This window comes from Halopseudomonas sp. (assembly GCF_041579695.1).
Classification (GTDB): domain Bacteria; phylum Pseudomonadota; class Gammaproteobacteria; order Pseudomonadales; family Pseudomonadaceae; genus Halopseudomonas.
On record NZ_JBFGFI010000085.1, the window covers coordinates 1 to 12,669 of the forward strand.

12 protein-coding genes are annotated in these 12,669 nt (G+C 60.1%); 6 read left to right on the forward strand and 6 right to left on the reverse strand.

From position 1 onward, the window contains the following. The 4 genes from ABYA88_RS13435 to ABYA88_RS13450 form a co-directional block, all read left to right on the forward strand. The coding region (locus ABYA88_RS13435) for a TSUP family transporter (protein ID WP_373187882.1) at positions 1 to 264 on the forward strand (264 nt) is incomplete at its 5' end. Between the two features lie 9 nt (positions 265 to 273). Next, positions 274 to 1,080, forward strand: coding sequence for a prolipoprotein diacylglyceryl transferase (lgt, locus tag ABYA88_RS13440; protein ID WP_373187883.1), 807 nt, complete (start codon positions 274 to 276; stop codon positions 1,078 to 1,080). After that, complete coding sequence (locus ABYA88_RS13445) at positions 1,064 to 1,858, forward strand: thymidylate synthase (RefSeq protein WP_373187885.1); 795 nt, start codon at positions 1,064 to 1,066, stop codon at positions 1,856 to 1,858. Before lgt ends, ABYA88_RS13445 begins: the two co-directional genes overlap by 17 nt. Continuing rightward, the gene (locus ABYA88_RS13450) at positions 1,855 to 2,379 is read left to right on the forward strand and encodes a dihydrofolate reductase (protein ID WP_373187886.1); all 525 of its coding nucleotides are present in this window, start codon (positions 1,855 to 1,857) and stop codon (positions 2,377 to 2,379) included. The genes ABYA88_RS13445 and ABYA88_RS13450 overlap by 4 nt, the downstream gene beginning before the upstream one ends. Here ABYA88_RS13450 and ABYA88_RS13455 read toward each other — a convergent pair. The 3 genes from ABYA88_RS13455 to argA form a co-directional block, all read right to left on the reverse strand. Next, entirely contained in the window at positions 2,352 to 4,025 is a 1,674-nt protein-coding gene (locus ABYA88_RS13455) for a putative bifunctional diguanylate cyclase/phosphodiesterase (RefSeq protein WP_373187887.1), read from the reverse strand. The two genes, ABYA88_RS13450 and ABYA88_RS13455, sit on opposite strands and share 28 nt — an antisense overlap. 211 nt (positions 4,026 to 4,236) lie before the next feature. After that, entirely contained in the window at positions 4,237 to 6,075 is a 1,839-nt protein-coding gene (gene ilvD, locus ABYA88_RS13460) for a dihydroxy-acid dehydratase (RefSeq protein ID WP_373187888.1), read from the reverse strand. Between the two features lie 96 nt (positions 6,076 to 6,171). Continuing rightward, positions 6,172 to 7,467: an amino-acid N-acetyltransferase gene (gene argA / locus ABYA88_RS13465; protein WP_373187889.1), complete on the reverse strand. Its 1,296-nt coding sequence runs from the start codon at positions 7,465 to 7,467 to the stop codon at positions 6,172 to 6,174. 155 nt (positions 7,468 to 7,622) lie between these two features. Here argA and amn point away from each other — a divergent pair, with 155 nt between their 5' ends. Continuing rightward, positions 7,623 to 9,083: an AMP nucleosidase gene (gene amn, locus ABYA88_RS13470; protein ID WP_373187893.1), complete on the forward strand. Its 1,461-nt coding sequence runs from the start codon at positions 7,623 to 7,625 to the stop codon at positions 9,081 to 9,083. Positions 9,084 to 9,096: 13 nt separating this feature from the next. On the opposite strand, the gene argE is transcribed toward amn, so the two are convergent. The 3 genes from argE to ABYA88_RS13485 are packed head-to-tail and all read right to left on the reverse strand — an operon-like array spanning position 9,097 to position 12,281. Continuing rightward, a complete protein-coding gene (gene argE / locus ABYA88_RS13475) occupies positions 9,097 to 10,245 on the reverse strand; it encodes an acetylornithine deacetylase (RefSeq protein ID WP_373187890.1) in 1,149 nt (382 codons plus the stop codon). A 58-nt stretch (positions 10,246 to 10,303) separates the two neighbouring features. Continuing rightward, positions 10,304 to 11,563: an inorganic phosphate transporter gene (locus tag ABYA88_RS13480; RefSeq protein WP_373187891.1), complete on the reverse strand. Its 1,260-nt coding sequence runs from the start codon at positions 11,561 to 11,563 to the stop codon at positions 10,304 to 10,306. A gap of 40 nt (positions 11,564 to 11,603) precedes the next feature. Beyond that, the gene (locus tag ABYA88_RS13485; RefSeq protein WP_373187892.1) at positions 11,604 to 12,281 is read right to left on the reverse strand and encodes a TIGR00153 family protein; all 678 of its coding nucleotides are present in this window, start codon (positions 12,279 to 12,281) and stop codon (positions 11,604 to 11,606) included. A gap of 228 nt (positions 12,282 to 12,509) precedes the next feature. Between ABYA88_RS13485 and ABYA88_RS13490 the strand changes: the two genes are divergently transcribed. After that, on the forward strand, positions 12,510 to 12,669 hold a 160-nt coding region (locus tag ABYA88_RS13490), incomplete at its 3' end, for a CYTH domain-containing protein (RefSeq protein WP_373187895.1).

The following is a 12,669-nucleotide window of genomic DNA, read 5'->3' on the forward strand; positions in this document are numbered from 1 at the left end:
CAGGCGGTGGCGACCTCGTCCGCCTGTGGTCTGCCGATTGCAATAGCCGGGGCCATCAGCTTTATCGTCACCGGCTGGACCATAGAGCCGTTGCCGGACTGGAGTCTGGGGTATGTTTATCTGCCGGCTGTAGTGGGTATTGCTGCCACCAGCATGCTGTCTGCCGGATTTGGTGCGCGACTTGCGCACCGCCTGTCGCAGCGGCTGCTGAAACGCCTGTTCGCACTGTTGCTGTTGTGCGTGGGTATCAACTTCTTGATGTAGGGAACCGCCATGCTGGCCTATCCGCAGATCGATCCGGTGGCAATTTCGCTGGGTCCGTTACAAATTCACTGGTACGGCCTGATGTATCTGGTCGGCATTGGCGGCGCCTGGTGGCTGGCCAGCCGCAGATTGAGCTCCTTTGATTCGAGCTGGACCAGGGAAACGCTATCGGACCTGGTGTTCTGGGTCGCGCTTGGCGTGATGGCCGGTGGGCGGATTGGCTATATTCTGTTTTACGATCTGCAGTCCTATGTCGCCGAACCCTCCCTGGTGTTGCAGGTGTGGAAGGGCGGCATGTCTTTCCATGGCGGTCTGCTGGGTGTGTTGCTGGCGGTCTGGTGGTTTGCGCGGCGCACCGGCAAGCGTTTTTTCGAGTTGATGGACTTCGTCGCGCCGCTGGTGCCGATTGGTCTGGGCGCCGGTCGTATCGGCAATTTCATCAACGCCGAGCTCTGGGGTAAGCCGACAGATGCGCCCTGGGCAATGATTTTCCCGACCGATCCGCTGCAGTTGGCCCGGCATCCCTCCCAGTTGTATCAGTTCGCTCTCGAGGGCGTGGCGCTGTTTGTGATTCTCTGGCTGTATTCGAGCAAGCCGCGGCCGACCATGGCTGTGAGCGGACTCTTTGGCGTCTGTTACGGCGTCTTCCGGTTTTTCGTCGAATTCTTCCGCGAGCCGGATTCACACATTGGTTATCTGGCGTTCGGCTGGTTGACCATGGGGCAGCTACTGTCGTTGCCGATGATTCTGATTGGCGCTGCGCTGATGGCGTGGGCCTACCGTAATGAGGGTGCCAAGCGTGAAACAGTATCTTGATCTGATGCGCCATGTGCGCGAGAACGGAACCTTCAAGAGCGACCGCACCGGAACGGGCACCCATAGCGTGTTCGGTTACCAGATGCGCTTCGACCTGGCCGAAGGTTTCCCACTGGTGACCACCAAGAAGTGCCATCTCAAGTCCATCATTCACGAACTGCTGTGGTTCCTGCAGGGCGATACCAATATTGCCTACCTGAAACGCAACGGTGTATCCATATGGGACGACTGGGCGGACGAGAACGGCGATCTGGGGCCGGTATATGGTTATCAGTGGCGCTCCTGGCCGGCGCCGAATGGCGAATCGATCGATCAAATCAGCAAGCTGCTGGAGATGATTCGCAGCAATCCGGATTCGCGCCGTCTGATCGTTTCGGCCTGGAACCCTGCGCTGGTTGACGAGATGGCGTTGCCGCCATGTCATGCGCTGTTCCAGTTCTATGTGGCGGACGGCAAGCTGAGCTGCCAGTTGTATCAGCGTTCGGCCGATATTTTCCTCGGTGTGCCATTCAATATTGCCAGCTATGCGCTGCTGACATTGATGGTGGCGCAGGTGTGCGGACTGGAACCGGGTGATTTCGTGTGGACCGGCGGCGATTGCCACCTTTACTCGAACCACCTGGAACAGGCAGACCTGCAACTAACGCGCGAACCGCATCCGCTCCCGACCATGCGTCTGAATCCCGAGGTGAAGGATCTGTTCGCGTTCACCGCCGAGGACTTTTCTCTGGAAAATTATCAGGCGCATCCGCACATCAAGGCCCCGGTGGCAGTATGAGTGACGCGTCCAGTCCACGTATTGCAATGATCGCAGCCATGGGGCTGAACCGGGTGATCGGCCGCAACAACAAGCTGCCGTGGCATCTGCCGGAAGACCTCAAATACTTTCGCAGCACTACCTGGGGCAAGCCGATTGTCATGGGTCGCAAGACCTTTGAATCGCTCGGCCGGCCACTGCCCGGACGCACCAATATTGTTGTCAGTAACCGGCACGGTTTGCAGATTCCGGGTGCCTCGGTGCAGCAGAGTATTGATGCTGCATTGCAGCAGGCCTCACGTCAGGCGGTCCTGGACGGGGTGGAGGAGGTGATGGTGATCGGTGGCGAGACACTTTACCGCCAGATGCTTGAGCGTGCCGACAGGTTGTATCTGACCCTGGTAGAGGCTGAACCCGAGGGTGACGCCTGGTTTCCGCCGGTTGACGGCCAGGACTGGGAACTGGTGGAAAAACGTGATGTGCCTGGCTCGAATGATTACCCGGCTCATTCCTATCAGGTACTGGACAGGCTCAGGGGCTGACCAACCACGTCCTCCAGGGGGCGCGGTCTGCCGATCCAGAAGCCCTGGAGAAAGTCGCCGCCCCAGCTGGATAGCTGTTCGGCGCAGTGTGCGTCTTCCACGTAGTTGGCGATCACCTGCTTGTCCATCCCGCGCGACAGGGTCACCAGATTCTTCAGGTAGCTGGTGAAGTCGTCGCTTTCCTTCGACAATTGGCGAGCGTCCAGCTTGATGCCCCTGATAGGCAGCCTGGACAGATAGCCCAGAGCGCCGTATTCCTCGCCGAAATGATCCAGCCAGATATCCACACCCAATGCGGCCAGCTTCTGACACAAGGCCTCTGCCTGCGCGGCATGCTTTAGCAGCGCATCCTCGCGCAGCTCCAGCTGAACAAGCCCCGGGCTTATGCGGTGCTTGACCAGCAACTGTTTCAGCTGCTCGGCAAAGCGCGGCTGTTTCAACTCGCGGTCGCTGAGATTGATCGACAGCCGGCAATCTATTCCGGCATCGCGCCATTGGCTGACGGCATTCAGTGCCTGGCTGATGACCCAATGCCCCATGGGCAGTATGAGTCCGCTATGTTCTGCCAGGCGCAGGAAACCATCCGGGGTGAGCAGGCCCAGTTTCGGATGCTGCCAGCGCAACAGTGCTTCCCAGGCGACAGTATTGCCATTGCGGGTATCCACGATTGGCTGGTAGTGGAGGCGGAACTGCCCTTCCAGTAGTCCATGCCGCAGTCCCTGCTCGATGTCCAGATTGTGTTCGGTTCCGGCATCTTCTTCAGGGCTGTAGAAACGGTAGCCATTTCGCCCGCCTGCTTTTGCACGGTAGAGCGCCTGGTCGGCATGGGACAGCAGTTCCTGGGCACTGGCACCATGCTGTGGATGAGTGGCTATACCCACGCTCGCGGAAATCAACAGATGATGGCCGTTGAGCGTTATCGGCTCGCTCAGGGCATGGATGATCTTGCTGGCAATCAGCGCCGCATCATTCACATCATGCAGGTCTGTGAGTAGCGCGACGAACTCGTCGCCACCAATTCGGGTTATCAGATCGACGTCCCGCATGCTGCGACGCAAGCGGTTGGCGATAACCGCGAGCAACAGATCGCCGAGTCCGTGACCGAAGCTGTCGTTGATCTGCTTGAAGTAGTCCAGATCGATGTACAGCAGCGCAAAGCTGGTATGGCTGCGTTTGCTGCGCAGAAGCAGGCGTTCAAGCTCCTCTTCGAGCATGGCGCGGTTGCCCAGGCCGGTCAGCGGGTCCTGCTTGGCTTGCTTGGCCAGCTTGCCGCCGCTCTGCCTGCGCCACCCGGCATGCAGCAATGCCCGTTGCAGGCTCGCGGAAGTAAGGCTTTGCCGTAGCAACACTTCGTCGGCGCCATCGCTGATCGCGCGATTGTCCAGCTCCGGAGAGTCGTCATCGCGGATCATCATGCACAGTGTGTGCTGAGCCATACGACGTACGTCGTGCAGCAGCGTAATGTCCTCGGGGATCAGGCAGTAGCGGAACTCGCCGTTGGCCAGCCGGTTGGAAGCTTCTTTGGGGCGGGTGCAGACCTCAACGCTCGGGACGTTGCCGCTGAAAGCACGGAAGAGTTCAAGCAAGTGCTCGCGCTTTGCCGGATCCGCTTCAACCAGCAGTACCCTGTCCTCGTCTGTTTCCATCTGTCCCTGCCCGATTCCCGGTATATCAATATGCCATCTTTCGCTTGATGTTAGCTCCATCACGGTTCGGCAGCTTGCTACCGAGCCACAAAAGGACGTTTTGTCCGACAGATGGTATGACAGCCGCCTCGTCTGGTCGGTTCATTGACGATTCGCGGCGGGATGTCCGGGTTTTGCCATAATAGTGGCGAATTTTCAGCCGAATTTGCATTCAGCCATCGAGCATGGCCTTGTCGCGCACAGCTCCCTTGTCAGCGCTGGTTGCCAGCAGGGCATAGGCTTTGAGCGCGGTGGTAATCTTGCGCGGACGCTTCTCTACCGGCTTCCAGCCTTTCTTGTCCTGCTCGATGCGGCGGTGTGCCAGCTCCTCATCGCTGACCAGCAGATTGATGCTGCGATTGGGTATGTCGATGAGTACCTTGTCGCCGTCGCGCACAAGGCCGATCGCGCCGCCGGCAGCCGCTTCCGGCGAGGCATGCCCAATCGACAGGCCGGAAGTGCCGCCCGAGAAACGGCCGTCGGTCAGCAGCGCGCAATCCTTACCCAGACCCTTGGACTTCAGGTAGCTGGTGGGGTAGAGCATTTCCTGCATGCCCGGGCCGCCCTTGGGGCCCTCATAGCGGATAATCACGATGTCACCGGGCTTCACTTCATCGGCGAGAATGCCCTTTACCGCGCTGTCCTGGCTTTCGAAAATCTTCGCGTTTCCTTCAAATACGTGAATCGACTCATCAACGCCGGCCGTCTTGACCACGCAGCCGTCCAGTGCAATGTTGCCGTACAGCACAGCCAGACCGCCTTCCTGGGAATAGGCATGCTCGACGCTACGAATGCAGCCGCCCTCACGGTCCATATCCAGCGTGTCGTAGCGGGTGGACTGGCTGAATGCGGTCTGGGTCGGAATGCCTGCCGGACCGGCGCGGAAGAAGGTATGCACCGACTCGTCATCGGTAACGGTGATATCCCATTTCGCGATCGCTTCTTCCAGGCTGGCGCTGTGCACCGTGGGCACCTGGGTATGCAGCAGGCCACCGCGCGCCAGGGAGCCGAGGATACTGAAGATGCCGCCAGCACGGTGCACGTCTTCCATGTGGTACTTCTGGATATTCGGCGCCACCTTGCACAGTTGCGGTACCTTGCGCGAAAGACGGTCGATATCGCGCAGATCGAAGTCAATCTCGCCTTCCTGGGCGATGGCCAGCAGGTGCAGGATGGTATTGGTCGATCCACCCATGGCGATATCCAGTGTCATCGCGTTCTCGAACGCAGCAAAGCTGGCGATGCTGCGCGGCAGTGCGCTCTCGTCGCCATCCCCATAGTAACGCTGGCACAGCTCGACAATGGTGCGTCCGGCGCGTAGAAACAGTTCTTCGCGGTCGCTGTGGGTGGCCAGTGTTGAACCGTTGCCCGGCAGGGCCAGGCCCAGGGCTTCGGCCAGGCAGTTCATCGAGTTAGCGGTGAACATACCGGAGCAGGAGCCGCAGGTAGGGCAGGCGCTGCGCTCATACTCGGCGACCGTCTCGTCGCTGGCTGTCTCATCGGCGGCGATAACCATCGCGTCCACCAGATCCAGGCCGTGACTGGCCAGCTTGGTCTTGCCGGCTTCCATCGGGCCGCCGGAAACGAATACCACGGGCACGTTCAGGCGCAGTGCGGCCATGAGCATGCCGGGGGTGATCTTGTCGCAATTGGAGATGCAGACGATCGCATCTGCACAATGGGCATTGACCATGTATTCCACCGAATCGGCGATGATTTCCCGCGAAGGCAGGGAGTAGAGCATCCCGTCATGGCCCATCGCGATACCGTCATCGACTGCGATGGTATTGAATTCCTTGGCCACACCGCCGGCCTTCTCGATCTCGCGGGCAACCAGTTGACCCATGTCCTTGAGGTGGACGTGGCCGGGAACAAACTGGGTGAAGGAATTGGCTACCGCAATGATCGGCTTCTTGAAGTCTTCATCCTTCATGCCGGTGGCGCGCCATAGTGCGCGGGCACCAGCCATGTTGCGACCGAAGGTGGAGGTTTTCGAGCGGTAATCAGGCATGACAGCAAATCTCGTTGGCTTGGCAATCGCGCAAGCATAACAATTTGCCGCCATGCATGCAGCAGGGTAATCGTTCAATCCAGTGTCATGCCCGCGCTAGAGTGCTTTCTCGAACACCTTGGAGTTGCGCTGGAAGTTATACAGCGAAGCGCGCTTGGCCGGCAGGCGCTCGACCGAGCTGGGGACAAAACCGCGTTCGCGAAACCAGTGGGCGGTGCGCGTGGTGAGCACGAACAGGGTGTCGAGTTTCAGCGAGCGCGCCTGGGCTTCAACATGTGCGAGCAACTGGTCTCCACGTCCCCCATGACGGTAGTTGGGATCGATCGCCACGCAGGCGAGTTCCGCCGCGCTGGAGTCTTCCAGTGGATAAAGCGCGGCACAACCGACGATCATCCCGTCGCGTTCCACCAGGGTAAACTGGCCGATCTCGGTTTCCAGAATCTCCCGTGAGCGGCGCACCAGGATGCCGGCCTCTTCCAGTGGGCGCAGGAGCTCCAGCAGACCGCCGACATCCTCGATCGTTGCGGTACGAATGACCTCGAAGGCCTCCTGGGTCACCAGGGTGCCGCCACCGTCGCGGGTGAACAGTTCGGTAAGCAGTGCGCCGTCATCGCTGTAACTGACGATATGCGCGCGCCGGACGCCCTTGCCGCATGCCTTGCAGGCAGCGGCAAGCAGGGAACCGGGCAGGCTGTTGCCAAGCGCATTGAGCAGCGGCTGCGCACGGGTGGGTTTGAGTTCGCGCAGCAGTTCACCGTCGGCACTGAAAATGCCCTGGTCCGGCCCGAAGAGAATCAGCTTGTCGGCTTCAAGGGCGCTGGCAGCACTGGTGGCAACGTCTTCGCAGGCCAGATTGAACACTTCTCCGGTAGGCGAATAGCCGATCGAGGACAGCAGTACGATCGCGCTTTCATCCAGATGCCGGCTGATAGCCTTGCGATCCATTCGTCTGACTTCGCCGGTATGGTGATAATCCACGCCGTCGACCACGCCAATTGGTTTGGCGGTAACAAAATTGCCGCTGACTACCCGCAGCCTCGATCCCTGACCGGATGCGGAAGGCGCCGAGCAGAGCTGCGCCTCGATGGCAATACGCAGGCTACCTACCGCATCCATTACACACGCCAGGGTATCGCTGTCGGTAATTCGTAGGTCGTTGTGGTAGCTCGACGCGATACCCCGGGCCTTTTGCCGCTCCTCGATTTGCGGCCGGGACCCATGGACCAGCACCAGACGCACGCCAAGACTGTTGAGCAATATGATGTCGTGCACGATATTGCCAAAATTGGGATGCGCGAGGGCCTCGCCCGGGAGCAACATGACAAAGGTACAGTCGCGATGCGTGTTGATATAAGGCGTCGAGTGGCGGAACCAGTTGACGTAGTCGAGCATGATTGTCGGTCCGGGCAAAAGGGCAGTTTAGGGACTTTGATAGACTCCCTTCAAGCGATCATTGTGCTAGATCGGACCGCGGTCATGACCGCAGTGTCGATTCAGTGCAATATGAAGCTAAACCCTGTGGCAAAAGAGAGTGTAGCGTGAGCGTAATGACCCAGGAATTCGTGCTTGTTGGAACGCCGGAAGAGGCTGTTGATCGTCTGGCGCGGCTGTATGGCCAGGCCACTGGCGCCCTGAAGCTGGCGCTTGACCGGTATCTGAGCGACCGCAGCCGGCCGGACGGTGCCCAGCTACAGCAATTTCGCTATCCCGAACTGCGTCTGACCTATGATGCCCAGGGCGAAGCGGCGGCAACGGTGCGCGCCTATGCCAAGGTTCAGGTGCCGGGCATCTACAGCGTGACAGTCACCCATCCCGAGGCCTTCCGCAAATACCTGCTGGAACAGCTGGGTCCGCTGATGCGTGATTTCACGCTGCGCGTGGAGGTAGGCGTCAGTGAACAGTCCATCCCCTATCCCTATGTGCTGGAATACGCCGATCTTGCCGCATCCGCAGTCACCGCGGGTGAGCTGGCAAGGGTCTTTCCCAGCACCGATCTGTCGGCGGTGACCGACGGTACCGCCGACGGTCTGTACGACTGGGAAAACGCATCCCGGCTGCCGCTGGCACTATTTGACGCCGCGCGGGTCGATTTTTCCCTGCGCAGGCTGGTGCACTACACCGGCAGTGACTGGAGGCAGGTGCAACCATGGATCCTGCTGACCAACTATCATCGCTATGTCGATCAGTTCATTCGCCATGGTCTGGACATGCTGGGCGGGGATTCGCGCTTCGAGCGCATGGTCCTGCCCGGCAACGTGGTGATCGAGCGGGGCATGTCCGAGGCGCAGGCGCAGGCGCTGGTGGCAGGCGTGCTCTGGCACCGTTATCAGATGCCGGCCTACCACCTGCAGGCCGCCGAAGGTGACGGTATTACGCTGGTCAATATCGGCGTGGGGCCCTCCAACGCCAAGAACATTACTGACCATCTGGCGGTACTGCGACCGCATTGCTGGCTGATGATCGGCCACTGTGGCGGCCTGCGTCAGTCGCAGACCATCGGTGACTATGTGCTGGCCCACGCTTATATGCGCCGCGACGGCATCCTTGACCGCGTGCTGCCGCCGAATATTCCGCTGCCGGCACTGGCCGAGGTGCAACTGGCCCTGCAGGAAGCCGCCGCGCAGGTTACCGGCGACCGCGGCGACGATCTCAAGCGCCGCCTGCGTACCGGCACGGTATTGACCTACGACGACCGCAACTGGGAGCTACGCTGGGCGCAAGAGCGACCGTTGATCAATCAGGCCAGAGCAATCGCGGTGGATATGGAAAGCGGCACCATCGCCGCCCAGGGTTACCGCTTGCGAGTACCCTACGGCACGCTGCTCTGTGTGTCCGACAAGCCGCTGCACAGCGAGATCAAACTGCCCGGCGCTGCCGGTGCCTTTTACGAAAGGGCAGTGACCCAGCATCTGCATATCGGCATTGCTGCCCTGGATCTGCTGCGCAGTCAGCTCAATGCGCTGCACTCGCGCAAACTGCGCAGCTTCGACGAGCCTCCCTTCCGCTAGGCGCAGCCAGGCCTCAGTGCAAACAGAACTGTTCGATCAGTCCGCGCAGGATTTTCACAGTCGGGTCGATACGGTCCATCGCCAGGTACTCATCGGGCTGATGGGCCTGGTCGATGTCGCCCGGCCCCAGAATCAGCGTCTGCATGCCCAGCCTGTTCAGGTAGGGACCCTCGGTGGCAAAGGCTACGCTGCCGGCGCTATGGCCGGTGAGCTGCTCGCAGGCCTTGACGATCGCTGCGTCGGCGGCGGTCTCGAAGGGCGGAACGCCGGGAAACAGCGGGTTGTAGGTAATGTCGACCTGCTGTTCGGCAGCGATGATCTTCAGTTGCTCGCGAATGTCCGTGCGCAACGCGTCGGGATCCATGCCGGGCAGGGGCCGGATATCGAACTCCAGCGCACATTTGCCACAAATGCGGTTGGGATTGTCTCCGCCATGGATGCAGCCCAGGTTCATGGTCGGTACCGGCACGCCGAACAGCGGGTCGTTCCAGCGTTTCTGCCATTTCGAGCGCATTGTCAGCAGGTCGCCGATGACCCGGTGCATCGCCTCCATCGCGTTGTGGCCCAGGGACGGATCCGACGAGTGACCTGACTGACCGATGATGTCGATGCGCTCCATCATGATGCCCTTGTGCACCCTGACCGGCTTTAGCCCCGTGGGTTCGCCGATGACGGCGTGGCGGGCATGGGATAGGTCGCTGGCTGCCAGCGATTGGGCGCCGCTCATCGAACTCTCCTCATCCGCGGTGGCGAGGATGATCAGGGGGTGCTTGAACGGTTGGTCGGCATACTGTTTGAGCGCTTCGATGATCAGCGCAAAGAAACTCTTCATGTCGCAGCTGCCCAGGCCATACCAGCGGCCATTCGCCTCGGTAAGCTTGAAGGGATCATGCTGCCAGAGCTCGGGATCACAAGGCACGGTGTCGGTATGGCCGGCTAACACCAGCCCACCTGGCCCGGAACCCAGTGTCGCGATCAGGTTGGCCTTGCCCGGCTCATCGGGAATGTCCTGGATATGACATTTGAACCCCAGATCGTCCAGCCAGGCAGCGAGCAGATGGATGACCTCGAGATTGGACTGATCCAGCTCGGGCTGGCTGCAGCTGATTGACTGGGTCTGGAGCAGGGCGTCGAATTGCGCCCTCAGAGAGGGAATAGCCATAGAAACTCCTGGCGGTCTGAGCTGGTTCAGGCCAGCTTAGCCCGCCAGGGTGGCAGCGTCAGCCGAAAATGCCGCTAAGGATAAAGAAAAACACAATTGAGAGCGCCGCGCCGGCGGGCAGGGTGATTACCCAGGAGCTGAAGATTGTGCCGATTACCCGCAGGTTCAATGCGCCGATGCCGCGCGCCATACCCACACCAAGAACTGCGCCGACGAGGGTGTGCGTAGTGGAAATCGGCAGGCCGATACCTGAGGCCGAGACTACGGTGGTGGCGGTCGCCAGCTCGGCAGCAAAGCCGCGGCTGGGTGTCAGCTCGGTAATGTGCCGGCCAATGGTGGCGATGACCCGGTAGCCATAGGTTGCCAGGCCGATGACGATGCCGACACCGCCCAGCAGCAATACCCACGCCGGGACCACCGAACGGGCAGCCACTTCGCCGCCGGTCTGTAGCACGCCGACGATCGCCGCCAACGGGCCGACCGCGTTCGCTACGTCATTCGAGCCGTGAGCAAAGGCCATCGCGCAGGCGGTAAAGATCATCAATACCGCGAACACCTTTTCCACGCTGGCGAAATGAAAGTCCTTGTCCGCTGCCGGATCGGCCTTGATCCGGGTGAGCAGCGCCATGCCCAGCAGCATCACCAGCACCCCTATGGCCACGGCCATCAGGAAGCCCTGGAAGTTGCTGATATCCAGTCCAACGTGTTTCAGCCCCTTGGTCAGGGTCATCAGTGTGACTACAAAGCCGACCGCAAACATGTACAGGGGGACATAGCGCTTGGCGCTGGTGAAGGGGTCGTCAGTGTTCAGGATAAGCTTGTGCACACTCATGAAGATCATGAAGGCGATAATGCCCGACAGCAGCGGGGAAATGACCCAGCTGGCGACAATGGGCACCACGCCACCCCAGTTCACCGCCTCCATCGATACGCCAACCGCACCAAAGCCGATAACAGCGCCGATGATCGAGTGGGTGGTGGATACCGGCCAGCCCTTGATCGATGCGATCAGAAGCCAGGTGCCAGCCGCCAGCAGCGAGGCCATCATGCCGAAAATCATCTGCTCGCCGCTGATCAGATCCGAGTCTAGAATGCCGCTGCGGATTGTCTGGGTAACCGAGCCGCCTGCCAGGTAGGCGCCAAGAAATTCGAAGACGATGGCGATCATGATCGCCTGCTTGATGGTCAGCGCGCGAGAGCCAACCGAGGTGCCCATCGCGTTGGCGACATCGTTGGCGCCGATGCCCCAGGCCATGAAGAAACCGAACACGCAGGCCAGTATCAGCAGGATGGTGCCGTATTCTGCAATCAGGGTCATGTTGGAAATACTCTGTTTGGGTGCATGTCGAGACTGACCACTAGCGGGCCATCAGTTGTTCTAGGCGGTTACCGACGCGCTGCGCCCGATCCGCTACATCGCCTATCCACTCGATGATCTGGTACAGGAACATCACGTTGACGGGCGGCAGGTCGCGCTCCAGCTTGAACAGTTCTGCCCGCAGTTTGATCTGAAGCGTATCGGTATCGTGTTCGATGGCGTCGAGCTCCTCGATCAGGCTCTCTACCAGGGTTACTTCGCGTCCGGAAAAGCCAGTCTCGAGCAATTCGTCCAGCTCGTTCATGGCCTTCAGCGCCTGGGCTACAGCGTCTACCGAGCGCTGCACGAAAGTCTGGAATGCCGGGCGGATCGGCCCCGGAATATCCATCTGCCGACCAAGCATCAGGCCGGCTATATCCTTGGCCCGATTGGCTACTTTGTCCTGTACACTGAGCAGCTCCAGCAAGTCCGAGCGTGGCACCGGTAGAAACAGGCTCTTGGGCAGATGTACACGCACGTCTTTCTTCAGCTTGTCAGCATCGCGCTCGAGCTGGGAGATTTGTTGCTGCAGGCGTTCGGCTTCGGTCCAGTCATTGGCGACCACGGCTTCAATGAAAGGCACCAGGTGCGCCGAACATTCGTGCGCCTTGGCCATGTGTTGCTGCATCGGCCCGATGGGCGAGCGACCAAAAAGGCTGAGAAAGGGATTGCTAGGCATGAGGCCTCCGGAACGGGTTTGCCGGCAGATTATAGAGAGTGATCGGCTGATCGTCACCAAACGGTCACATGAACGTCATCATATAGCCATTAATACGCTGACATCAGGCTGATCTCCGGATTTCGACCGGTTCAGCGCAACCCGGTCGGGTTAAAATCATGTCAGTTCTGGCCGCGCCTTTTCGGGCGCGGTTCGATGTAATCAAATACCAGATCAAGAGACAGTCCGATGGCCAAAGAAACCGAGATCAAGTTGCGCACCACGCCGGAAACGCTCCAGGCGTTGCGCACACACCCGTTGCTGGAGGTTCGTCGCCAGGGCGAATGGCAGTCCGGGCCGCTGCTCAACCAGTATTTTGATACGCCCGCGCGCGATCTGGCCGGGGCTA

Excerpts from the sequence above, each read along its gene's own strand:
- lgt (WP_373187883.1), top strand. The coding sequence starts at position 274 with ATGCTGGCCTATCCGCAGATCGATCCGGTGGCAATTTCGCTGGGTCCG.
- ABYA88_RS13450 (WP_373187886.1), top strand. The coding sequence starts at position 1,855 with ATGAGTGACGCGTCCAGTCCACGTATTGCAATGATCGCAGCCATGGGG.
- ABYA88_RS13455 (WP_373187887.1), bottom strand. The coding sequence starts at position 4,025 with ATGGAAACAGACGAGGACAGGGTACTGCTGGTTGAAGCGGATCCGGCA.
- ilvD (WP_373187888.1), bottom strand. The coding sequence starts at position 6,075 with ATGCCTGATTACCGCTCGAAAACCTCCACCTTCGGTCGCAACATGGCT.
- argA (WP_373187889.1), bottom strand. The coding sequence starts at position 7,467 with ATGCTCGACTACGTCAACTGGTTCCGCCACTCGACGCCTTATATCAAC.
- amn (WP_373187893.1), top strand. The coding sequence starts at position 7,623 with ATGACCCAGGAATTCGTGCTTGTTGGAACGCCGGAAGAGGCTGTTGAT.
- argE (WP_373187890.1), bottom strand. The coding sequence starts at position 10,245 with ATGGCTATTCCCTCTCTGAGGGCGCAATTCGACGCCCTGCTCCAGACC.
- ABYA88_RS13480 (WP_373187891.1), bottom strand. The coding sequence starts at position 11,563 with ATGACCCTGATTGCAGAATACGGCACCATCCTGCTGATACTGGCCTGC.
- ABYA88_RS13485 (WP_373187892.1), bottom strand. The coding sequence starts at position 12,281 with ATGCCTAGCAATCCCTTTCTCAGCCTTTTTGGTCGCTCGCCCATCGGG.